The 22,381-nt window shown below is 51.2% G+C and carries 19 protein-coding genes and 1 other annotated feature (1 of these 20 cut by a window edge); of the genes, 9 read left to right on the top strand and 10 right to left on the bottom strand.

All coding sequences use genetic code 11. From position 1 onward, the window contains the following. Positions 1-27: a binding site (T-box leader), on the top strand (it extends 178 nt beyond the left edge of the window). A gap of 48 nt (positions 28-75) precedes the next feature. The 3 genes from H503_RS0106085 (at position 76) to H503_RS0106075 (ending at position 5,350) form a co-directional block, all read left to right on the top strand. Further along, positions 76-2,733 carry a valine--tRNA ligase gene (locus H503_RS0106085; RefSeq protein WP_009015473.1) on the top strand — a complete coding sequence of 886 codons (2,658 nt, stop codon included), beginning with the start codon at positions 76-78 and terminating at the stop codon, positions 2,731-2,733. Between the two features lie 80 nt (positions 2,734-2,813). Beyond that, positions 2,814-4,103, top strand: coding sequence for a bifunctional folylpolyglutamate synthase/dihydrofolate synthase (locus tag H503_RS0106080; protein WP_009015472.1), 1,290 nt, complete (start codon positions 2,814-2,816; stop codon positions 4,101-4,103). Further along, a complete protein-coding gene (locus H503_RS0106075) occupies positions 4,100-5,350 on the top strand; it encodes an O-antigen ligase family protein (protein ID WP_009015471.1) in 1,251 nt (416 codons plus the stop codon). Before H503_RS0106080 ends, H503_RS0106075 begins: the two co-directional genes overlap by 4 nt. Positions 5,351-5,553: 203 nt before the next feature. Here the strand turns inward: H503_RS0106075 and citF are convergent, their stop codons facing one another. The 3 genes from citF to citD are packed head-to-tail and all read right to left on the bottom strand — an operon-like array spanning position 5,554 to position 8,336. Further along, positions 5,554-7,119: a citrate lyase subunit alpha gene (gene citF / locus H503_RS0106070; RefSeq protein ID WP_009015470.1), complete on the bottom strand. Its 1,566-nt coding sequence runs from the start codon at positions 7,117-7,119 to the stop codon at positions 5,554-5,556. A 1-nt stretch (position 7,120) separates the two neighbouring features. After that, positions 7,121-8,035, bottom strand: coding sequence for an aldolase/citrate lyase family protein (locus tag H503_RS0106065; protein WP_009015469.1), 915 nt, complete (start codon positions 8,033-8,035; stop codon positions 7,121-7,123). 1 nt (position 8,036) lies between these two features. Beyond that, complete coding sequence (gene citD, locus H503_RS0106060) at positions 8,037-8,336, bottom strand: citrate lyase acyl carrier protein (RefSeq protein ID WP_009015468.1); 300 nt, start codon at positions 8,334-8,336, stop codon at positions 8,037-8,039. A gap of 333 nt (positions 8,337-8,669) precedes the next feature. Here citD and H503_RS0106055 point away from each other — a divergent pair, with 333 nt between their 5' ends. From H503_RS0106055 to H503_RS0106040, 4 genes are all read left to right on the top strand, one after another. Next, positions 8,670-9,605 (top strand): LysR family transcriptional regulator, encoded by a 936-nt coding sequence (locus H503_RS0106055; RefSeq protein ID WP_009015467.1) that lies wholly within the window; start codon positions 8,670-8,672, stop codon positions 9,603-9,605. Next, on the top strand, positions 9,595-10,986 hold the full coding sequence (citG, locus tag H503_RS0106050; protein ID WP_016459698.1) for a triphosphoribosyl-dephospho-CoA synthase CitG: 1,392 nt from the start codon (positions 9,595-9,597) through the stop codon (positions 10,984-10,986). The genes H503_RS0106055 and citG overlap by 11 nt, the downstream gene beginning before the upstream one ends. Positions 10,987-11,095: 109 nt before the next feature. Beyond that, positions 11,096-11,248: a hypothetical protein gene (locus H503_RS12450; protein ID WP_021737052.1), complete on the top strand. Its 153-nt coding sequence runs from the start codon at positions 11,096-11,098 to the stop codon at positions 11,246-11,248. A 279-nt stretch (positions 11,249-11,527) separates the two neighbouring features. Then, positions 11,528-12,859 (top strand): CitMHS family transporter, encoded by a 1,332-nt coding sequence (locus H503_RS0106040; protein ID WP_009015465.1) that lies wholly within the window; start codon positions 11,528-11,530, stop codon positions 12,857-12,859. Between the two features lie 629 nt (positions 12,860-13,488). Here H503_RS0106040 and cytX read toward each other — a convergent pair. The 6 genes from cytX to H503_RS0106010 all read right to left on the bottom strand — a co-directional run bounded on the left by cytX (position 13,489) and on the right by H503_RS0106010 (position 18,920). Continuing rightward, positions 13,489-14,673, bottom strand: a complete 1,185-nt coding sequence (gene cytX, locus H503_RS0106035; protein WP_009015464.1) for a putative hydroxymethylpyrimidine transporter CytX — start codon at positions 14,671-14,673, stop codon at positions 13,489-13,491. Between the two features lie 127 nt (positions 14,674-14,800). Further along, entirely contained in the window at positions 14,801-15,037 is a 237-nt protein-coding gene (locus tag H503_RS0106030) for a hypothetical protein (protein WP_016459697.1), read from the bottom strand. Between the two features lie 175 nt (positions 15,038-15,212). After that, positions 15,213-16,274, bottom strand: coding sequence for a polyamine ABC transporter substrate-binding protein (locus H503_RS0106025; RefSeq protein ID WP_026385574.1), 1,062 nt, complete (start codon positions 16,272-16,274; stop codon positions 15,213-15,215). A gap of 3 nt (positions 16,275-16,277) precedes the next feature. Then, entirely contained in the window at positions 16,278-17,075 is a 798-nt protein-coding gene (locus H503_RS0106020) for an ABC transporter permease (RefSeq protein WP_026385573.1), read from the bottom strand. Continuing rightward, positions 17,056-17,916 (bottom strand): ABC transporter permease, encoded by an 861-nt coding sequence (locus H503_RS0106015; RefSeq protein WP_009016247.1) that lies wholly within the window; start codon positions 17,914-17,916, stop codon positions 17,056-17,058. The genes H503_RS0106020 and H503_RS0106015 overlap by 20 nt, the downstream gene beginning before the upstream one ends. Next, complete coding sequence (locus H503_RS0106010) at positions 17,913-18,920, bottom strand: ABC transporter ATP-binding protein (RefSeq protein ID WP_014128220.1); 1,008 nt, start codon at positions 18,918-18,920, stop codon at positions 17,913-17,915. Before H503_RS0106010 ends, H503_RS0106015 begins: the two co-directional genes overlap by 4 nt. 317 nt (positions 18,921-19,237) lie before the next feature. Here H503_RS0106010 and H503_RS0106000 point away from each other — a divergent pair, with 317 nt between their 5' ends. Then, positions 19,238-20,461, top strand: a complete 1,224-nt coding sequence (locus tag H503_RS0106000) for an HD domain-containing protein (RefSeq protein WP_016459695.1) — start codon at positions 19,238-19,240, stop codon at positions 20,459-20,461. Positions 20,462-20,594: 133 nt separating this feature from the next. Continuing rightward, positions 20,595-21,833: a Glu/Leu/Phe/Val family dehydrogenase gene (locus H503_RS0105995; RefSeq protein WP_009016244.1), complete on the top strand. Its 1,239-nt coding sequence runs from the start codon at positions 20,595-20,597 to the stop codon at positions 21,831-21,833. 250 nt (positions 21,834-22,083) lie between these two features. On the opposite strand, the gene H503_RS0105990 is transcribed toward H503_RS0105995, so the two are convergent. After that, positions 22,084-22,381, bottom strand: a 298-nt coding sequence (locus tag H503_RS0105990; protein ID WP_162141334.1) for a transposase, incomplete at its 5' end; no start/stop codon positions are given.

Genomic DNA, 22,381 nt, shown 5'->3' with positions numbered 1-22,381 from the left:
GGTACCGCGACCGAACTCGTCCTATCTGATGGGACGGGTTTATTTTTTTTACAGGCTAAGGAGGCTTTTGGAAGTATGGCAGAAGAAAACAACATCCCCAAGGTCTATGACCCGGCGGCAGTGGAAAAGAAATGGTATGCATATTGGGTGGAACATGGCTTTTTCCATCAACCCGTCGATAAGAGCCGGAAACCCTTCAGTGTGGTCATTCCGCCGCCCAACATCACCGGTAAGCTCCACATGGGTCATGCCCTTGATAATACCCTGCAGGACATCCTCGTGCGCTGGCATCGTATGATGGGGGACAATACCTGCTGGCTTCCCGGGTATGACCACGCGGGACTTGCCACGCAGATCAAAGTGGAAGAGGAACTGAAAAAGAAGGAAAACCTCACTCGCTATGACCTGGGCCGTGAAAAATTCCTGGAACGGGTCTGGCAGTGGAAGGAAGAATATGGCGACCGCATCGTGACTCAGCTCAAGAGCCTGGGCATTTCCTGCGACTGGGACCGTCAGCGCTTTACCATGGATGAAGGACTTTCCCGTGCTGTCCGTGAGGCCTTTGTCAGCCTCTATGAAAAAGGCCTCATCTATAAGGGAACGCGCATCATCAATTGGTGCGTCAACTGCCGTACGGCCCTGTCTGACGTTGAAGTGGAACACCAGGATGACGAGGGCCATCTGTGGTATGTGAATTATCCCATCGAAGGGGAAGCCGGGCGCTATCTCCAAATTGCCACGAGCCGTCCGGAAACCATTCCCGGCGATACGGCCGTTGCCGTAAACCCCAAGGATGAACGCTATAAGGACCTTGTGGGAAAACAGGTTCGCCTTCCCATCATGGACCGCCTTATCCCCATTGTGGCCGACGAATACGTTGACCTTGAATTTGGTACGGGCGCCGTAAAGATTACGCCGGCCCATGATCCCAACGACTATGAAGTGGGGCAGCGCCAGAAGCTGCCCAGTCTGACGGTCATCGGTCTTGACGGCAAGATGACGGCGGACGCCGGCAAATACGAAGGGGAAGACCGTTACGAATGCCGCAAGCATATCGTCCAGGACCTGAAGGACTTGGGTCTTCTCGTCAAGATCGAAGACGCGCCCCATGCTGTCGGTCACTGCCAGCGCTGCCACCACGTCGTGGAACCCCTTATTTCCACGCAGTGGTTTGTCAAAATGAAACCCCTCGTGAAGGCCGCCGTGGAATGCGTTGAAGACGGGCGCATCCAGTTTGTGCCGAACCGTTTCACGAAGACCTATACGAACTGGATGGACAACATCCATGACTGGTGCATTTCCCGCCAGATCTGGTGGGGTCACCGTATCCCTGTGTGGTACTGTGACGACTGCGGAAAGCAGATGGCGTCCCGGACGGATTTGACGGAATGCCCGCACTGCCACAGCCACAACATCCATCAGGATGAAGATGCCCTTGATACCTGGTTCAGTTCCGGTCTATGGCCTTTTTCCACCTTTGGCTGGCCGGACAAGACGGACGAACTGCAGCAGTTTTATCCGACGAGCGTCCTGGTGACGGGCTATGACATCATTTTCTTCTGGGTTGCCCGCATGATCACCATGGGCATGGAATTTATGAAGGAAATTCCCTTTAAGCATGTCTTCATCCATGGTCTTGTCCGCGATGAACAGGGCCGGAAGATGAGTAAATCCCTGGGTAACGGCATTGACCCCTTGGAAGTTGTTGACAAATATGGAGCCGATACGCTGCGCTTCATGCTCATTACAGGCAATACGCCGGGCAACGATATGCGTTTTTATTGGAACCGCATCGAAGCAACGCGAAACTTTGCCAATAAGATCTGGAACGCGTCGCGCTTTGCCCTCATGAACCTCGATGGGTATGATGCTTCGGCTAAACGGGCGCCTCTGACCCTTGCTGACCGCTGGATCCTGTCCCGCCTGCAGCACACCATCAAGGACGTTTCAAGCTTCCTCGAAAAATTTGAACTCGGAGAAGCCGGCCGCCTCATCTACGATTTCATTTGGGGTGAAGTCTGTGACTGGTACATCGAACTTATCAAACCCCGCCTTTATGATAAGGAGCATCCGGAAGAACGGTCAACGGCTCAATTCGTCCTCTGCCGCGTCCTGGGCGATGCCATGAAGCTGCTGCATCCTTATATGCCGTTCATTACGGAAGAAATCTGGCAGCATCTGCCCCATGAAGGGGAGAGCATCATGATTGCGCCGTGGCCTGTGGCGGATGAATCCCTCATGGATGAAAGCGTGGAAAGCGGAATGACGGTCATGATGGATGCCATCAAAGCCATCCGCAACATGCGGGCCGAAGTAAACGCTGCCCCTGGGAAGAAAGCGCCGGCCACGATCTTGGTGGAACCTGCTTTCCGCAGCGTCTTTGAAGGCCATCCGGAATACGTCGAACGCTTGGGCACGGTGGACACGCTGACATTGGGCGATATCAATGACGAAGCGCCGGAAAACGCCATGACAGCCGTTGTGACAGGCGCCAAGGTCTATCTGCCCCTTAAGGGTCTCATTGACGTGGAAAAGGAAATGAAGCGGCTGACGAAGGAACTTGACGGGGCCAAAAAGGAACTGTCCCGCATTGAGGGCAAGCTTTCCAATGAAGGGTTTCTCGCCAAAGCTCCGGAAGCGGTCGTGGAAAAGGAAAAAGCGAAGAAAGAAGACGTCAAGGCGCGTCTTACCGCCCTTGAAGACCAACTGAAGGAACTTCAAAAACTCCAGTAACCTCAATCTGGGTCCGGGCAGGAAAAGCCTGCCCTGGCCTTCTGGCGCGGTCCTTGCCTTAATGGGACCGGAGGAGAATCATGAACTACAACGAAGCGATGCAGTATATCGAAAGTCTTGGTAAATTTGGCATCCATCTCGGTATGGAACGCATCACGGGCCTTGTGGAACTCTTGGATCACCCGGAACGCAAGATCCGGACCATCCATATAACGGGAACCAACGGAAAGGGGAGCGTGGCTTCCTACCTGTCCCATATCCTCACGGCTTCGGGGAAAAAGACAGCGTGCTATACGTCGCCCCACTTTGTTAAATATAATGAGCGTATGTCCATCGACGGCGTTGATATTTCCGATGAGGATTTTGCTGCTGTGACGGAAGAAACCAAGGCTGCTGTCGATACATTCCTCAAAAATGGCGGCGAACAGCCGACCCAGTTTGAAGTCATTACCGCCATGGCCTTCCTTTATTTTGCCAAGGAAAAGGTGGATTATGCCGTCATCGAAGTCGGCATGGGCGGCCTTTGGGATTCGACGAACGTCATTGTGCCAGAGCTTTCCGTCATTACGAACGTTACCTTGGAGCATACGGACCGGCTGGGAAAGACCATTGAAGCCATTGCGGAACAAAAGGCCGGCATCATCAAGGATCACGTTCCTGTTGTGACCGCCGCTGACGGCAGTGCCCTTGAAGTCATTCGGGTCACAAGTGAAGAAAAATCGGCACCTCTTTATGTCTATGGTGAGGATTTTTCCGCAACCCTGCTTGCTGGATCCATGCAGGAACAGCTCTTCCTCTATCCGTTTCATTCCGGTGAGCGGGAAGTTACCATCCATCTTGCCGGCGCCCATCAGATCGTGAATGCTGCCGTGGCCCTTAAAGCCGCGGAAGTGCTGGCAAAAAAGGATCCTGCCATTACAGAAAAGAAGATCCTCAAGGGCATGGATCTCACGACCTGGCCAGGCCGCATGGAACTTATCCATGAACGGCCCGACGTGATCCTGGACGGGGCCCATAATCCTTCCGGCGTGACGGTTCTGCGGCGGGCCCTTGATACCTATTATCCCCATGGCCATCGTTATTTCATCTTTGGCATGATGGGGGATAAGGATGTAAGCGAAGTGGCCCAGATCCTCTTCCGGGATACGGATACGATCTATACCGTTCTTGCTGATAACGGCACGCGGGCCGAAAAGCCCGATGTCCTTGCCCGTCGCCTACATAAAAAGGCCATTCCTATGGATGATCTCAAGACTGCTTTCGAAACGGCGGTCCATGAGGCCGGACCGGATGATGTGGTCCTTGTCTGCGGCTCCCTTTATCTTGTGGGCACCTTCAAGGCAAAGGGCCTCTCAGAGGATTTCCTATGACACATAAACAAATCTTTCCCGAATCTTGGAACCTGAACCAGATCCTTTACGGACTCCTTGTGGCGTATGTTTTCCTTCTGCCGATCCATCTGAATCTTGCCATTGGCCTGTTTCTCGTCATGGTGGTGCTGAATTTTGCGAATATCCTAAAGACGGGACAGTTCTGGCCCAAGGTGACGGTTCCCAAAAAGATCAGCCGCCCCTTATGGGCGCTCTTTCTCCTATCTGCTGTGAGTGTTTGTTGGTCCCAGGAGCCTTTTTTAAGCGCCTATAACTGGATTGTTGTGGTAGGACTCAAGGCCGGCTCATTCTATTTTGTCCTGCGTTACGGCAGTACGGGCCGGCGGTCCCTGTTTCTTGTCAAGGTCTTTATGGTCTCGGCCGGTCTGGTGGCGCTTTACGGCATCTATCAGTACTTTTTTGGTGTCATTGCCATCCAGGATGCGGAATGGATCGATCACGCCGCGTTCCCGCTCATGACCAAACGGGCTGTCTCAACGTTGGAAAACCCCAATATCCTCGCCAGTTTCCTTGTCATGACCGCGGCCTACAGTGAAGGCCTCTTTGCTCCCTTGAAAGGCGGCAAGAGAAGGGCCTCCCTTGCAGTGATCTTTCTTCTTGCCATTACTTGTCTGATCCTCACGTTCTCCCGCGGCAATTGGATTGCCCTATTCTTTGTCCTCTTTGTCTTTGCCGGCGCTTTTTACCACAAAGCGTTCCTGCCTTTCATCGGTGGGGGACTAGGGGTCCTGTGGATTGGCTGGGACCGTTTGTCGGCCCGCATCATGTCCATCTTTTCCATCAAGGATACATCGGCAGAGCTGCGTCTGATGTACATGGACAGTGCGACCTCCATGATTGAGGAGCATCCTTTTGGCGTGGGCTGGTACGGCTATCAATTTGCCTTCCCTGACTATAATTTCGGTTATGTGGATCCCAGCGTCATCATGTACCATAGCCACAATCTTTTGACCAACATTGCGGCCGAGCTGGGCATTCCGGGCCTTGCCCTTTTCCTGTACATCATGTATCAGTTGGCGGTCCTTGCCCGCAGCATCCGGCATCGTGAGGCAGAGCCCTGGATCCGCGGCCTTGCCTGCGGTTATATTGCGTCCCTTGTAGGCATCTTTGTCGCAGGGATGACGGATTATACCCTGTTTAATCTACAGCTGGGCATATATTTCTGGATCTTCAATGCGATGATCATTGCCCTTGGATTTTTGACCAAGGATGAAGCCAAAGTGTAACAAATAAAAAGAAGAACCTGTAAGAACGCTGACATTTCGTTTTTACAGGTTCTTTTTATGTTCAGGGAAATGAATAATCGAAAAGGCTGAAACGAGGGGATAAGGCAAGGGACCCTTTTATAATGAAAAGAAAAGAGGCTGCAAACTAGGTCCTAATGTCTAAAAAAAGCCGCCCCTAAGGGAGCGGCTTTTCAGCATACAGATTATTTAAATTCGTAAGGTTTTACTTTGCGGACAACATCCATGATGGAGCCGTCACGGGCTTCGATGATACCGACAACGCGGTCATCAAACTGGACGGGGTCGGGTTCGCCAACCATGGCGTAAGCTTTGTCGCGAAGCTCTTCAATGGTGCAGATCGGCAGATCGCAGTCTTTGGCAGCTTCAATGATGTCCGTACGTTTCGGGTTGATGGCAATGCCGTAATCGGTGACAACAACGTCAACGGTCTCACCCGGCGTCGTGATGGTCGTGCATTCCGTGCAGATTGCAGGGCTGCGGCCTTGAAGCAGAGGCGCAATGACGATGGTGCATTTAGCACCGGCAGCCGTATCCGGATGACCGCCCTGTGCCCCGGTGATGACACCGTCGGAGCCGACAACAACGTTGACATTGAATTTCGTATCAACTTCGAGGGCACCGAGGATGACAAAGTCCAGTTTATTGACGTAAGCGCCCTTGTTGAAGGGGTCAGCATACTGGCTCGTCGTGATTTCATAATGGTTCGGGTTCGTCTTGATGTCTTCAATGGCAGCCGTATCAAAATCCTGCGTATCAGCAATCTTGTCGATGAGGCCTTCATGCTGCAGTTCGCAGATCGGCTGAGCGATACCGCCCATGGCTACGCCAATCTTGATGCCATCTTTTCTCAGATGGTCAGCCAGGTATTTGGTGGAAGCAATGGAAGCCCCGCCAACACCGGTCTGGTAGATGAAACCATCTTTGTACCAAGGCATATAGGTCATAAAATCAGCCGCGTATTTGGCCATGAGGAGCTTTCTTTGGTCCGTTGTCGGTTTGGCAGCCCCCGTAGCAATCTTGCTGGGATCGCCAATGGCGTCAACTTTGACAACGTAGTCAACGTTCGTCATGTCAATGGAAGCAGGAACGTTGGGGAAGGGAACGAGCGTATCGGTGACAACGACAACTTTGTCAGCATACTGGGCATCTACGGCTGCATAGCCGAGAACACCGCAGTCACTGCCGTTAGCGCTGCCGAAAGCCCGGCAGTTGCCCATATCATCGGCACAAGGAGCACCAATGAAGGCAATGTCAACATGGACTTCACCAGATTCGATGGCACGGACACGGCCGCCGTGACCGCGCATGATGGCAAGGCCTTTCAGTTTGCCGTTGGAAATGGCTTCACCAATCTTGCCGCGCACGCCGGAAGCCTGGATGTTCGTGATGGTGCCATCTTCGATCATCGGGACAATCGGGGTCTGGGCCTTACCCAGGGAAGTCGCGCAAATGGTCAGGTCTTTGATGCCCATCTTGTGGACGGCTTCCATGACCATGTTGACAACATAGTCCCCTTCACGGAAATGATGATGGAAGGAGAGGGTCATGCCATCTTTGATGCCGCATTTTTTCAGGACATCTTCAATGGAATCGACAACTTTGCTGTAACTCGGGTCAATTACAGGTGCAACCGTATGGGTGGCAGCCTGATAAGCAACGAGGTGTTTGGAGAAGCTTCCCTGGAACGGTTCCTTACCGGTTGCTTTCAGGATTTCCTCTGGAATTTCTCTACCTACTGCATTCTTCATATTATAAATCCCCCTTATAAACACCGGCAGCTTTTGCCAGGGCGATCGTTCTTTTTGCGCCATCATAGAAAGCTACGTCAAGCATCTTGCCGTTCAGGGTGAATACGCCAATCCCCATCGCCTTCTTGGTGTCGATTTCGCGGACAACGGCTTCAGCCCAACGAATCTGTTTTTCGTTCGGCGTGAAGACTTCGTGGCAGACCGGAATCTGACGCGGGTTGATGATGGATTTGCCGTCAAAGCCCATGGTCTTGATCATTTCGACATCCTTGCGGAAGCCTTCCATGTCATCCAGGTCGGTATAGACCGTATCAAAGCACATACGGCCCGTAGCGCGTGCAGCAATGACCATCTGCTGACGGGCGCCCATGAGTTCGACACCGGTCTTGGAAATGGAGGTCTGCAGGTCACGGGTGTAGTCGCCGCCGGAAAGGGCTACACCAAAAAGACGGTCAGAAGCCTGGCAGATATCGTAGACGTTGAGGATCCCCTTCGTCGATTCGATAGCGGCCATGATGAGGGTAGAACCCACTTCCTTATGGAATTCCTTTTCAGCAGCCGTGATGGCTTCTTCTACGAGTTTAACATCTTGAGCGGATTCCGTTTTGGAAATACGAATTGTATCGGCCCCGCCAGCTACGCAGACGCGGATATCTTCCTTCCAGTGCGGAGTTTCCAGGCCGTTGATACGGACAACGCGTTCGCAGCCATGATAATCGATTTCCTTCAGGGCATGGAACAGGGAATAGCGGGCGGCATCCTTTTGGTTTTCAGCCACGGCGTCTTCCAGGTCAAGCATGATGGAATCGGGTTTATATACATACGGGTCTTTGATGAGGCTCGGTTTTTGAGCGTTCAAGAACATCATGGATCTTCTGAGACGCTTGAAGTTGGGGTTCGTATTGATCACTGCCATATTATAAGACCTCCCAAGGATTCGGCGTATCCGGATCATCATTGATGGAGCGGAAAACGGCGCCTTCTACACGTGCTTTCAGCGTGCAGTCGAGTGCACCTTTGTCAACTACGGAAACCTTAGCGTTTTTAACATCGAGTTTCTTCAGGGTTTCCAAGACAACAGCCTTGATCTGTCTGCCATACTGTTGGATGACACTGCTTTCAATATTGAGTTCGATGCCATTCGTACCGGGTTCAACGGTGATTTGGGCATCGGAGGACTCAACGGTGCCAGCCATGGCTGCCTTCTTTAATTCCATGAAAATTCCTCCTTCATTTCTAGAAAAGAACTGTTTACAGTCTTACACCTTGATAGTAGCACAGGAAAAATTGGAAAACTAATATAAATAATGGTATAATGACCATAAGTCGAATCTTATTATATTGTCAAACCCCGCATCCCTTGTGGGTTGGCCCGATTGACACTGTTTTCTTAATTGACGTGAAATTAAGAAACATTCTGAATACGGGACCAAATGATGTTAAATGAGATGCATTTCTCCTGCCGGAACCAAGCAAAAGCAAAGCCCTAAGAGGGCTTTTTTAGAGCACGGAGAAATGATCCATCCTAACCTGTACAGGAGAAGCAAAGAATGGGACTTAACTTGAAGCACGCGCAGTATATCATGGAAATCATCAAGGAAGGCAGCATCACCAATGCCTCCAAGACCATGCATGTTTCACAGCCGGCCCTGAGCCAGACCATCAAGGCTGTGGAAAAATATCTTGGTGCACCGATCTTTCTTCGCAATACTAAACCCATCGTGCTTACAGAAGCGGGGAAAAAGTATATTGCGGCCGTAAAAAAGATCATTACCATCAGTACGAACCTGCTTCATGAAGTCTCGGACATCCAATATGAAGGGTACGGCACCCTGCGTCTGGGAATCCCTATTCAGCGGGCAATGCAGATGCTGCCCCGGGTCATGCCCGTATTCCGCCAGCGCTATCCCCACATCAAACTGGAAATCAAGGAAGCAGGGAGCAACATTACGGAAAAATCCGTCCTCAACGGCGATGTCGATATTGCCATCATGACGACGTCACCGGGAAACGACGAACTCATTTACGAACTTGTCGAGACCGAAGACGTCGTACTGGTCGCCAACAAGCTGACCATGCTGGCCCAGCGCATCGATCCCGGTGTGCCCATCCATATTACGGAAGCAAAGAATGAAGACTTTATTTCCATTACAGAAGGGCATAACGTCCGTAAGGTCCAGGATACCCTTTTTGACGTATACGACATCAAACCCCATTTGGTCCTTGAAACCAGCAGCATCGAAGTGGGGAAGCGGCTTGTCAGCACCATGGATGCTGTCTTTATCTGTCCGGATGTCTATTTGGACCATTATTTTATGGAGCAGGGTGACTGTGTCCTTTATCCGCTCCTGGGCGTTGCCAATAAGCGCTACTGCTATGTCTGCACGAGAAAAGACGCGTACCTGAGCCCCTATGCCCGGGCCTTTATCGAACTCATCAGGACCCTTGGGAAAAAAGAAAGGATCAATCCGACGAATGAAAAATAAACTCACTGTACCTCCGGAACTTCGCGTGGAAGTCCCCGATATGCTGCGGGCTCGGGACGGACGGGCCTTGGCTCAGCGGAAGCTCCTCGAGCGGTTCCACAAACCGCTGCTGTTTTTTACGATGAACATCCCTGGACCGCAGAAGGTGTCGCCCCTTATCCGTATAGGGTTTGAAGAAGGCGTACGCCGTCTGGAAAAGGCCCTTGTAGGAGCAGGGATTCCCATCCTTTTTCATAAAGTCATCGATTATAAGACCGGCTATGAAAAATACTATGTCCTCGACGGGGCCGCTGGAACCGTGAAAGACATTGCGGCACGCCTTGAAAATGAGGACCGTTTGGGCCGTCTTTTTGATATGGATGTCCTTGATACCAACGGACGGAAGCTGTCGCGGGAGGAACTTGGCCTTCCTGAGCGGCGCTGCTTTGTCTGCAGTGAGCCCGCCAAAGGCTGTGCCCGGAGCCGCAAACACAGCCTGCCCGTCCTGATCCGTAATGTGGAGCGGATCCTAACCGATTTCGTCCTTTCCCATACCCAGGATTCCATGAAAGAAGCCCTTTTGGGAGAAGTGACAGCAACCCCCAAACCGGGTCTGGTGGACCTTGACAATCCTGGTGCTCATGATGATATGGACCAGGAAACCTTCAAAAAAAGCACGGAAGCAATCCTGCCCCATCTCCTCAGCATGGCCGAAACGGGATGGAACTTTGCGGGAAGTGGTGAGGCGCTCTTTCGTACCCTGCGCCCCATGGGGGCTGCCGCGGAAAAGGCCATGTTCCGGGCTACGGGAAACGTCAATACCCATAAAGGCATCATCTTTTCTTTAGGAACGGTCTCTGCCTTTACGCTGCGGGCCCTGAAGCGGGACCATAGGGTCAAAGGCGAAACCATCCTTAAGGAAGTAGGGGAGACCGTGACGCCCATCCTTGAAGAAGACTTCCGCAAGATCGATCCCTATCATCCCCACACCCATGGGGAAGTCCTTTACATAAAGGAAGGCTGCCGCGGGATCCGCGGGGAAGCGATGGATGGGTTCCCCGCTGTTTCATCCATTGGCCTGCCGGCTTTACGGGAACTCTTTACTGAAAAAAAGGGGACCAATGAGATTTATATTGAAACCCTCCTGCGCCTCATGGCTGGCGTGGAAGACACGAATATCCTCAGTCGGAGCGACCGGCAAACCCTATACTATGCTCAACAGGCAGCCCAGGACATTCTACAAAAGGGCGGGGCCTTTACGGAAGAAGGACTTGCTGCCGTATGGAAGCTCAACGATGATTTTGTGGCCCGTCACATCAGTCCTGGCGGCTGTGCGGACCTGCTCATCCTATCCATCTTCCTTTACCGTATGGAGTCTCTTTTTCAAGGGCTGTCGACCTAACCGGCAAACTTCAACCATATGAGCTGATCCCCAAAGAAGGGGGTCAGCTTTTTTTGGAAGAACGCTTAGATAGGGCGCTTATCCATGCCGCTTTTGACAGCGGCGTGTTATGGAAAAACAGCTAAAACATGAGGACCCCCTTGACGCTCTTATTCTTGATTTCTTGGATGCCAAAAAAGGGGACGGGAAAATGAAGAAAAAAAAGAAAATGACTGAAAATAAAAGGTTAGATATCCCTAATTTTAAAATTTTCTTAAAATAACTTAAATTCGATAAATAAGAGCGAAACCCGAAACACCTGATTCTTCCTAGGGAAATAGACATAACATAAGGATAAGCTTATAGAAAATATTTCAAACCTTATATTAGTTTTCAAGTTTGTCATATGCTATTCTCTTCTCAGAGGAAAGATGAAGGGCGTACTGTTTCAAACGATACTTTCCGATCGCTTGACAGTAAGAAATTATCCTACAATTCATAAAACGGCCCCCGAGACATCGCCCGGTTTCTAGGACCTAAAGAATCTTAAGGAGGTTGTATCATGTTTTTGGGTGTTGTTGGCTTTGCGATGATTGTCATCATCGTCGCGGCACTGATTCGTTCCAAATCGAACCCTGTGCCTCTGTTTGTTATTGTACCGGTCATTGCCGCATTGATCTGCGGGTTCACGCCGGCACAGATCTTTGAATTCGTCAAGGCTGGTGTTGGTAAGACCTGGTCCACGGCAGTTCTGTTCATTTTCTCCATCGTTTACTTCTCCATGATGGGGGATATGGGTCTTTTCGATCCGATGGTTAACTGGCTCGTCAAGAAAGCGGGCTCCAACATCGTCATGGTTACGGTTGCAACGAGCCTCATCGCTGTTATCTCCCACCTTGACGGCGCCCTTGCTTCCACGCTGCTCATCACCATCCCGGCTATGCTGCCGATCTACAAGAAACTTCACATGCGCCCCGTTGTGCTCGTCTGCATTATCGGTGCTGCCATGTCTATCATGAACCTGCTTCCTTGGGGCGGTCCTGTCGCTCGTACGGGCGTTGTCCTCAATGCTGACGTCAACGTTCTGTGGCAGGAACTCATTCCTCTTCAGGGCGTAGGCCTTGTTATCCTCGTTGCCTTTGCCGCCTACATGGGCGTCATGGAAAAACGCCGCGGTGCTGGCCTTGTTCCGACGGGCAAAGCCGCTGAACTTTCTGAAGAAAACTCCAACAGCAGCGATGACTCTTTGAGTGATGCGGATAAGGAATTCATGGCTCGTCCAAAGATGATTTGGTTCAACGGACTGTTGACCCTCTTTGTTATCGGCCTGCTCTGCTTCACTAAGATTCCGATGTATGCCGCCTTCATGTTTGGCCTTGCCATTGCGCTGATCGCCAACTTCCATTCTGCAGCCGATCAGGCTCGTGCCATTAAAATGCACGCTGCCACGGCACTGACCATGCCGATGATCCTTCTTGCTTCCGGTGTCTTCCTGGGCGTTCTGTCCAAGACCGGTATGATGAAGGAAATGGCCAAAATGCTCATCGTTCTCGTTCCGACGGCACTGGGCGGTCACCTGCAGGATATCTTCGGTATCTTTGCTGTGCCTATCGGCATGATGCTCGGTACGGACTCCTACTTCTTTGGTCTGCTGCCGCTGGCTATCGGCGTTGGTCAGCAGTTCGGTGTTGATCCCCATGATATGGCTATGGCCATGCTCATTGGTAAGAACTACGGCGTTCTCGTTACCCCGCATGCTGCAACGACCTTCCTCGCCTGCGGTCTTGCTGGGATCGAAATCAAGGAACTCCTGAAGTTCTGTGCTCCGAGACTGTGGGTCCTGTCCTGGATTTCCCTTCTTTGCGGTGCCCTTCTCGGCCTGTTCCACATCTAACCTAACAGTAAAAAACTCCTCTTCCTGCGGGAAGGGGAGTTTTTTTGTGTTGGCAGCAGCCATGGCTGCGCTGCTGTCAAGCTTTGATTTTGAGTCAGAGCAAGCATCGTGCCGCTGGAGGGCAGTGTTGTGTTGTAAAAGTAACCCCGCTAAGGAAAAAAGAACCAAACATGCGGCACCAAACCGCCCTCAGGGAGGGCACCGAATTGATTTTTTGGTCACACGGTCCTACTGCCAAATCGCTTCGCGGTGTCTTGCGATTCACGGCTTTGAACCATCGAAGAATGTGCCTTGCTCCTGCTCGTAAGGCAAAAGACCCAAAAACATAAGCCTACAAGTAAGCCCTACCCCGAACATCAGCGCAGATTCGGGGTAGGGCTCTTATATTTTACCTATTTTTTGCAAGTGGTTGATGGCAGAAAAGGCAGAAAGATAGCGATACCTTCCGGAACGACACGCCTTCGTGTTCTGCCTTAGTTACTCGGTGCGCAGCATCGATCTGCCTTTGCCAAGGCGGGAAGCGAAGGCTGCATGTTGCCATATAAAATGAGGCAAGCATGCCTTATTGGTGGTGGATGAGAAGCCGCGCCGTTTCCCTTTCATCTATTCTAAAGTTAGGGTCTCACGTTCTACTTCAAATCAGCCCGATTTTTGGACTGACCTACTATTTTACTCACAACCACATCCATCACCATGACGGCCACAATGACGGGGAAGGTTACGCCGAGCGGCGTATCGGCATTGAGAAGATAGCGATAAAGGCCAAAGCCGATGGCCCAAATCAGGAGTTTCAGGACGCTTACACGTTCTTTTTGGTGGTTTTCATGGATAAAAAAGTAATCCGCCAGCATGATGGCCGTCATAGGAGCAAAGACGGAACCGATGAAATAGAGAAAGTCTTCAAAGCGGCTGGCGTCAACGGTGATGGCAAGGAGTGTGCCAAGGGCCGTTGCGATGAGGGCCTGTCCTTTTTCCGAAAGGCATGTTGTCAGGGCCCGGCCGGATACGCCCGCTGAATAAGCGTCAAGGAAGGTTGTCGTGACCGTCGACAAGAGGATAATGACGATGGCCGATACGCCAAGGCCGGCACCGAGCATAATCTTTGCAATGTCACTTTCACCCGTAAAAAGGGCCGCGCCCATACCGATGACAAACATCCAGGAGCTGGCGGCAAAGTAGGTCAGGCAGCTGACGACGGTTGCTTTCACCGGTTTTTCCGCTTCTCGTGTATAGTCCGAAATGACCGGGAGCCAGGAAAGCGGCATGGCGACAGCTAGTTCCACGGCGCCTCCAAAGGTGATGGTGCCGCTTGGCGCCGCGGCAGTGTCAGCGCCAAAGATGGTGCCTGAAAGGACGGCAGTCAAAAGAAAGAGGGCAGTCATGACAAGGACGTTGACCCGTCCAAGGGTTGTCATTCCCATGATAATCCATAGGGCAATGAGGGCGCCAATGATGAGGTCCCAGAGCGCCATTCCCAAAGGCACAATGATTTCGGCGGCTGCTGCCGCACTGACAATCATGACAGCCGTCCAGCCGATGAGCTGAATGACGTTGATGCCGGCAAAGAACCTGGCGCCTTCCTTACCAAAGGAAAAGCTGACCGTTTCCATGGCGCTGCACCGGCTCCGGGCTCCCATGATGCCCGCTCCGAGCATGACGGCACCGCCAATGATATGGCCGATGAAGATGGCCCAGAGGCCCTTTTCCCATCCCAAAGGGGAGAGGAGCATGCCTGTAAGGATTTCCGCAATGGAAATACCGGCACCAAACCAGAGGAGTCCATTTGAAAAAACAGAAGTTTGCTGAGAATCCATGCTTGTATCACGCTGCTTTCTTCATGAAATGATTTCTTATATCTTCAGTATACTATGGGACCTTGTCCCAGACAAGAAAAAGGGCGTGCGAAGAAATCTGCATTCCTTCGCACGCCCTTTGACTTTCTTAGCGTGCTTCCTGCGTCAGTGCTCCCATGATATCGTATGTTTCATGGATATCGGCGCGGCGGACCGTTCCTTTTCCCGCAAGGATGAAGAGCGGATAGCCGGAAAGGACACTTGAAGTCCCTTGGGCATCAAATACGTGGTAGCCTTTATAGGTAAGGTCCAATTTCTCTGCCTTGTCGTAGCAGGCGCTTTGCGCAATCTCCTGGACCTTGGTTTCATAATCTTTTTCTGTCATGGTCATTACCCCCTCGCAAAATCAGCGGCAGGGGAATCACCCTGCCGCGTTTAATATTGTAGTCCTTTTCCTAAAAATTACAAGGCATTTAGCCATCGATATTCTAGATACCCCGTAAGGAGCGTCTTTCTTGCCGTAAAAAAAGACCGCCCTCACAAGAGCGGTCCCAGTTTATTTATTTGATGGTCTTCAGTTCCGTCCAATCCTTGTCATAAAGGGTAATCGCATCGCCGATATCGGTGAGCCATTCGCCCTTATCGATTTCGTCAACAGCCATCTTCAACATGGGATCGTTGATGAAGTCTTTTTTATGAAGGGAAGTGGCCTTCGTGTTCGGGTCATTGTAGCCAATGTATTCATAGTTTTTGACGCTGACTTCCGGATCGTAGAGGAAGTTGATGAAGGCTTCTGCCAGCTCTTTGTGCTTGGCGCCTTTGGGAATGGCCAGTGTATCGGCCCAAACGGTGGTTCCTTCCTTAGGAATGACAAAGCCGACATCGGGATTGTCATTATGGACAAAGTGGGCATCGCCGGACCACATCATCCCGATCCACGCTTCTTCAGCAATGAATTTCTGCTTGATGGAATCCGTATCGTAAGCAAGGACGTTCGGCGCCAGGGTCTTGAGGTCCTTGAAGGCAATGTCAATCTGGCCCGGATCCGTTGCGTTGTTGGAAAAACCATGTTTCTTGAGGGCCATGCCAATGACTTCACGGCTGTCGTTGAGGAGGATGACGCGTCCCTTGTATACAGGGTTCCACAGATCCTGCCAGCTGGTCGGAGCCGTTTTGACGTATTTCTTGTTGTAGATGATGCCTGTCATACCCCAGGTGTAGACGACGGAATATTCACCATTGGGGTCAAAGGTATTCTTTTTGAGCTTATCCATGACGAATTCCGTATTGGGCATCTTACTCTTGTCGAGTTTTTCCAAAAGGCCCAGTTTTTTCATGGTCGTGACCATGTAGTCCGAAGGCTGGATAACATCATATTGGGCGCCGCCGGCCTGCAGTTTGGCAAGGAGTTCTTCATTATTGGCAAAGACGTCATAGTTGATCTTGCAGTCATATTTTTTCTCGAATTCCTTGATGACTTCAGGATTGAAGTTATCAGCCCAGCTAAAAATGTTGAGGACACGGCCTTCTTCTTTTTTTGTTTCCTTTCCGCCGCCGCAGCCGGCAGCAGCAAGGAGGAAAAGGGCCAAGATGAGGGTAAAAAGGGTGCGGAATTTTTTCATAGCTTACTCCTTTCGGGTATCATGGAGGCTCTTCATCTGCAAAAGCTGGCTTACGACCACAAGGGAAACCGTGACCAGCATCATACAGGTGGAAAGGGCGTTGATCTGCGGGGAAATGCCCCGTTTAACCATGGCATAGATGTAAAGGGGCAGGGTCGTCGAATCAGGGCCCGCCACAAAGAAGCTGATGACAAAGTCATCGATGGAAAGGGTAAAGGCCATGAGGGCCCCGGCGATGATGCCTGGCGCAATCATGGGAAGCGTTACATAGCGGAAGGCCTGCAGCGGCGTCGCGTAAAGGTCGCTGGCGGCCTCTTCGATATCCTGCCGGCTTCCTTCCAGACGGGCTCCGACGGTGATGATGACAAAGGACAGGCAGAACGTGATGTGCGCCACAATCAGGGTCGGTTTCCCAAGGGAAAGACCGAGCTGGGAAAAAAGGATCAAAAGCGACAGCCCCATGACAATTTCCGGGATGAGGATCGGAAGGTAGAGCAGACTGTTGAGAACGGTTTTCGAACGGTATTGGTAGCGATGGAGGGCAATGGCAGCGAAGGTTCCCATGATCGTTGTCACGACCGTTGTAATGGAAGCGATGAGCAGGGAATTGGTCAGGGCCTCAAGGACGCGGTCATTGCTGAGCAGGGACGCATACCATTTGAGCGTAAAGCCGGCCCAGACGGCATTGATGCGGGAATCGTTGAAGGAATAGAGGGTAAGGATAAATAGCGGCAGGTACAAAAAGGCCAGGATGGCCAAGGTGTAGGCCACAAGGAGCGTACTACGCCAGGTTTTTTGCATGCTGGGCGCCTCCTTTCTGGGCCTGAAGGGCCTTGTAGTACAAAAGGATCATCAACAGGGCCAAAAATGCCAGGATGATTGAAAGGGCACTGCCAAAGGGCCAATCGCGTGCAGCAAGGAACTGGTTCTGGATGATGTTGCCCATGAGCGCGCTTTTGGCGCCGCCCATGATATCCGGAACGACGAACATCCCCAACGAAGAAATGAAGACGAGGATGGAACCTGCGGCTACACCGGGCATGGTAAGGGGCAGGGTCACCTTGCGGAAGGCCACGCTGGGCGGGGCACCAAGATCGCTGGCTGCTTCCAGGAGCCTTTTATCCATCTGTTCCAGGGAAACATAGATGGGAAGCACCATAAAAGGAAGCAAGGCGTAGACCATGCCCAGAAGGACGGCTGCGTCATTATAGAGCAGGTTGAGCGGCTTTTCAATGAATCCCATGTAGAGGAGGAACGTATTGACAAGTCCTTGGGAACGCAGGATGATGACCCACGCAAAGGAGCGGATCAGGAAGTTGATCCAAAAAGGAATCATGACGAGGATGATGCCCGCCTGCTGCCACTTTTTGGGCAGGATCATAGCAATGGTGTAGGCTACGGGGTAGCCCATGGCAAAAGTAAGGAGCGTTGTCACGAAGGCCGTGACGAGGGTCGATGCAAAAATCGTCAGGTACAGAGGCTCGAAAAAGCGAGTGTAGTTTGCGAGCGTCCAGTTAAAGACGACTTGCCCGTAGGCGGTACGGGACGCAAAGGACACGACCACGACGATAAGGAGGGGCAGGGCAAAAAAGAGGGTCAGCCATCCCATGGCCGGGACGACAAGGAGCTTTCCCCGCTTCATTTTATCACCTTCACGGCTTCTTCGGCGTTCCATCTGATGCCAACGCGGTCGTCCGCCTTCCACCGTTTCTTGTCATCATAATATTGGTAGGCTGTCACCATTTGGTTGGTGTTGTCCAGCCGGATAAAGACCTTATCAAAAGTCCCCGTAAACAGCAGTTCCACAACGGATCCATAATAGAAAGGTTCCTTGGGCGTTCCTTCAAGGTCCTCGCTTTCCTTGGAGACCTCGATGAACTGGGGCCTTACGGCAAGGACGTGGTCCTCATCGCCTTCAATGTCAAAGAAGTTGTTTTCACCAATAAAGCCTGCGGCAAACTGGCTCTTGGGATATTGGTAGATGGCCGCAGGCGGGTCGTCCTGCTCAATGCGGCCGTCCTTTACGATGATGACCCGATCACTCATGGTGAGGGCTTCTTCCTGATCGTGCGTAACATAGATGAAAGTGATGCCAAGCCCGCGCTGGAGATTCTTCAGTTCAAGCTGCATCTTTTTGCGCAGTTTATAGTCAAGGGCACCCAGCGGTTCGTCAAGAAGCAACACCTTAGGGTTATTGACGACGGCTCTGGCAATGGCTACGCGCTGCTGCTGGCCGCCGCTCATCTGCTGCGGTTTGCGGTAGCGGAGGTTTTCCAGCTGCGTGAGGTAGAGCACTTGATCGATGCGCTTATCCTGTTCCTCCTTGGGCACCTTTTTCATCATGAGGCCAAAGCGAATATTGTCTTCAACCGTCATATGCGGGAAGAGGGCATAGTGCTGGAACACCATGTTGACATTCCTTTTATAGGGCGCAAGGGAGGTCACGTCCTCGTCATCCAAATAAATATGACCAGTCGTCGGATGCTCAAGGCCGGCAATCATGCGGAGGATGGTCGTCTTGCCGCAGCCCGAAGGGCCGAGGAGGGTGACAAATTCTCCGTCGCCAATGGTAAGGTCCAAGGTAGGGATGATGGTATTTTGTTCAAATTCCTTGGTAATGCCTACCAGTCGGATCATCTCTTTCATCTTTGTTGTGTCACAACCTTTCTCTATCAGTGGATTTTCGCAAGAAAAGCGCTGATTTGGCTAAAAATCAGCGGTCATGCAAATTTTTAAGGATGTCTTACCATTATATAGCATAGGCGGGATTTGTACAAAGATTTTTGCGGAAAAAGGCCGTGATTTTTGAAAAAGAGGGAAAAAAGCACGAATTTTTTGTGAAACAGTCGATGGAGCCCCGAAAAATGCCCCCAGAGACCATGAGAAAAGGGTATAATAAGAGCATCAAAAGAATGATTCCATAAAGAAGGGCACCTGCCGGAAAGCAGGGGAAAGGAGCTGCCATGACCGCACTTGAAACCTTGGGACTTCCCCGGGATCTTATTGAATTTATCTTTGAAGCTGCCCATATTCAGCGCTGGAACGATCATATCCGGCCCCAGGGCTTTACGGAACTGGATAAGCAGGCCCATAAAATGATGATCATGTACGTTCTTGCCCGCTGTGAAGAACAAGATCATGGAGCGCGTCTTGATTGGGAAGTCCTTGTTGAAGGCGGCATCTTTGAATTTTTGCACCGCGTCGTCCTGACGGACATCAAGCCGCCCATCTACCATGAACTCATGCGTGAAAAGGGCCCTCTTCTCAATAAGTGGGTCTACCGGGAACTGGAGCAGCGCATTCCTTCCTTAAAAGGCAGTCACTTCATGAAAAAAATGCGCCATTATTATGATGAAAAGGATCATAGCCTTGAAAAGCAGATCCTCCGCGCTGCCCACTATCTTGCCACGGAATGGGAGTTCCGCATCATCTACCATATGAATGAAGGCATCTTTGGCGTTGAAGAGATCAAAAGCACCATTCGGGATGAACTGGAAGAGCATTATAACCTTGCCGGCGTCCAGAAGATTGCCATGGAAGGAAAGACCCGCAAATTCGTCGACCTCATTGGAAAACTGCGGTTCCAAAAGCGCTGGAGCCAGTCGCCCCGCGTACCTGAGACTTCCGTCATGGGGCATGTGTTGGTGGTGGCCATCATGGGTTATTTCTGTGCCCGCAAGCTGGGGGCCTGCCGCAGCCGTGTCGTCAATGACTTTTTGGGTGGACTTTGGCATGACCTGCCCGAAGTCCTTACGCGGGATATCATTTCGCCCATCAAACGGTCCATCGAAGGCCTTGATGACCTGATCAAGGAAATCGAGAACCGGCAGATGAAGGAAATCCTCCTGCCCCTCCTGCCTGACAGCTGGCATGGCGACATCATGAACTTCACCATGCATGAATTCCAGAACCGGATCCGCAAAGAGGGGCGTGTGGTGCTCCTTACGGGGGACATTCCCGAGGCCTACAACCAAGACCGCTATGAACCCATTGACGGAGCCATGCTCAAGGGCTGCGACCACTTGGCGGCCTTTATGGAAGCGTTTTTGAGCATCCAGTGCGGCATCACCTCGAGTCATTTAGCCGGCGTCATCAAGGCCCTGCCCAAGCAATATGAGGGAAAAATTATTGCTGGCATTCCTTTTGACAAGGTCTACGAACAATTTACAAATACAATGAAAAGCTAGGCTGTGCCTAGCTTTTTCGATGTAGAAAAACAAATTGTATACAAAATACAAAAAAATACTCTGTCAACTCTGAATTGTGCTATAATGTGCTCGTAAGGGTTCATTAGATACTATTTTTTAGGAGGCGCTACAAATGAGTTTATTTGAAATGGCACAAATCCCTATGGCTGAAGCTTCCAAGCTGATCAACTTGGATCCCAACATCGAAAAGATCATCTCCAACCCGGAACGCACGGTTGAAGTCAGCATCCCTGTAAAGATGGATGATGGTCACGTTGAAGTATTCACTGGCTATCGTTCCTGCAACAGCACGGTGCTTGGCCCGGGCAAAGGCGGCGTTCGTTTCCATCAGAACGTTTCCATGGATGAAGTAAAGACGCTGGGCTTCTGGATGACCACGAAATGCGCAATTGCTGGTCTGCCTTACGGCGGCGGCAAAGGCGGCGTCATCGTTGATCCTCGCAAGCTCTCCAAAGGCGAACTCGAAAGACTGACCCGTGGCTACATCGACAAGATTGCTCCGGTTATCGGCGAAAAGATGGATATTCCTGCTCCTGACGTTAACACCAACGCTCAGATCATGGCTTGGATGACCGATGAATTCTCCATCATCAAAGGCCAGTTCGAACCGGGTGTTATCACTGGTAAAGCTGTTTGCATGGGCGGCTCCCTTGGCCGTACCTCCGCTACCGGCCGTGGCGTTATCACCGCTACGCTGGAACTGCTGAAACGCCACAACATCAAACCGGAAGATGCAACCATCGCTATCCAGGGCTTCGGCAACGTTGGTTCCTGGACTGCTAAATGCGCAGCCGATAAAGGCCTGAAGATTGTTGCCCTGTCCGATATCTCCGGCGGTATCTATGATGCCAACGGCCTGGATCCGTACAAAGTTGAAGAATATGCCAAAGCTCATGACGGCCTGATCAAAGGCTATCCTGGTGCTACCGCTATCAGCGGCGACGAAGTTCTTCTCCAGGATGTTGATGTTCTGATTCCGGCTGCTCTGGAACTCCAGATCACTGAAAAGAACGCTGACAAGATCAAAGCTAAGATGATCGTCGAAGCTGCTAACGGCCCGACCGATGATAAAGCTGATGTCATCCTCCATAAGAGAGGCATCGAAGTTGTTCCTGACGTTCTCGCTAACGGCGGCGGCGTAACTGTTTCCTACTTCGAATGGGTACAGAACCTCTACAGATACTTCTGGACCGAAGAAGAAGTTGTTGACAGACAGGAACAGATGATGGTCAAAGCTTTCGCAAACGTTTACGATGCTGCTAAGAAGTACAACACCACCATGCGTGTAGGTGCTTACATCGTAGCTATCGGCACGATTGCTGAAGCCCTCAAACTGAGAAAAGGCCTTTAATCTAAGAACCCACAACGGTTCGTGTTTGTGAAACACGATAACAAAAGAGGCGCCACTTCGGTGGCGCCTCTTTTATTTTGTGTGGCGGCAGAAGATTCCTTCCCCTTAGAGGGGAGGGGGTCACGGAAATTTCTCCCCTCATCGAGAGATGACAAAAATCCCCAGTAAGGAATGATGAGAGATTCATTACTGGGGATTTTTTATTTGGTTCTTTGTCAAATGTTGGGGTGCCCCACAACTAAATCGCCTTTTAGGAACTCGGCAAGGCATTTGCCGAGTTCCTTTTTTGCCAATTCACATAGAGAATCCGGTTCCTAAATCTGTTGAAATCACGCATTCCAAATGCAACTCTCTTAACCGTCTTAATCAGGTTGTTACAGCCTTCTGTGAATCCATTGGAGTATGGCTGGATAATTGCTTGAATAATTGCAGCCTCCCAATCTTTAAAAGATCTTAAAATCCCTTTAAAAGCATCTAAGTTGTAGCCCATTACCATAGCTAACCATTTGTTTAGCTCCCGCTTCGCAGCCAATTCAGTCTTCTGCCTC

The sequence above is a fragment of the Acidaminococcus intestini DSM 21505 genome (assembly GCF_000425045.1).
GTDB classification, from domain to species: Bacteria; Bacillota; Negativicutes; order Acidaminococcales; family Acidaminococcaceae; genus Acidaminococcus; species Acidaminococcus intestini.
Note: the sequence above shows the minus strand (reverse complement) of the source record. Positions and strands in the feature narration are given on the sequence as shown.

Bases quoted from the DNA above. Each gene is read 5' to 3' on its own strand.
- H503_RS0106020 (WP_026385573.1), bottom strand. From the start codon at position 17,075: ATGCAAAAAACCTGGCGTAGTACGCTCCTTGTGGCCTACACCTTGGCC.
- H503_RS0106025 (WP_026385574.1), bottom strand. From the start codon at position 16,274: ATGAAAAAATTCCGCACCCTTTTTACCCTCATCTTGGCCCTTTTCCTC.
- H503_RS0106040 (WP_009015465.1), top strand. From the start codon at position 11,528: ATGTTTTTGGGTGTTGTTGGCTTTGCGATGATTGTCATCATCGTCGCG.
- H503_RS0106030 (WP_016459697.1), bottom strand. From the start codon at position 15,037: ATGACAGAAAAAGATTATGAAACCAAGGTCCAGGAGATTGCGCAAAGC.
- citG (WP_016459698.1), top strand. From the start codon at position 9,595: ATGAAAAATAAACTCACTGTACCTCCGGAACTTCGCGTGGAAGTCCCC.
- H503_RS0106000 (WP_016459695.1), top strand. From the start codon at position 19,238: ATGACCGCACTTGAAACCTTGGGACTTCCCCGGGATCTTATTGAATTT.
- H503_RS0106080 (WP_009015472.1), top strand. From the start codon at position 2,814: ATGAACTACAACGAAGCGATGCAGTATATCGAAAGTCTTGGTAAATTT.
- cytX (WP_009015464.1), bottom strand. From the start codon at position 14,673: ATGGATTCTCAGCAAACTTCTGTTTTTTCAAATGGACTCCTCTGGTTT.
- H503_RS0106010 (WP_014128220.1), bottom strand. From the start codon at position 18,920: ATGAAAGAGATGATCCGACTGGTAGGCATTACCAAGGAATTTGAACAA.
- H503_RS0106075 (WP_009015471.1), top strand. From the start codon at position 4,100: ATGACACATAAACAAATCTTTCCCGAATCTTGGAACCTGAACCAGATC.
- citD (WP_009015468.1), bottom strand. From the start codon at position 8,336: ATGGAATTAAAGAAGGCAGCCATGGCTGGCACCGTTGAGTCCTCCGAT.
- H503_RS0105995 (WP_009016244.1), top strand. From the start codon at position 20,595: ATGAGTTTATTTGAAATGGCACAAATCCCTATGGCTGAAGCTTCCAAG.
- H503_RS0106065 (WP_009015469.1), bottom strand. From the start codon at position 8,035: ATGGCAGTGATCAATACGAACCCCAACTTCAAGCGTCTCAGAAGATCC.
- H503_RS0106015 (WP_009016247.1), bottom strand. From the start codon at position 17,916: ATGAAGCGGGGAAAGCTCCTTGTCGTCCCGGCCATGGGATGGCTGACC.
- H503_RS0106085 (WP_009015473.1), top strand. From the start codon at position 76: ATGGCAGAAGAAAACAACATCCCCAAGGTCTATGACCCGGCGGCAGTG.
- H503_RS12450 (WP_021737052.1), top strand. From the start codon at position 11,096: ATGGAAAAACAGCTAAAACATGAGGACCCCCTTGACGCTCTTATTCTT.
- H503_RS0106055 (WP_009015467.1), top strand. From the start codon at position 8,670: ATGGGACTTAACTTGAAGCACGCGCAGTATATCATGGAAATCATCAAG.
- citF (WP_009015470.1), bottom strand. From the start codon at position 7,119: ATGAAGAATGCAGTAGGTAGAGAAATTCCAGAGGAAATCCTGAAAGCA.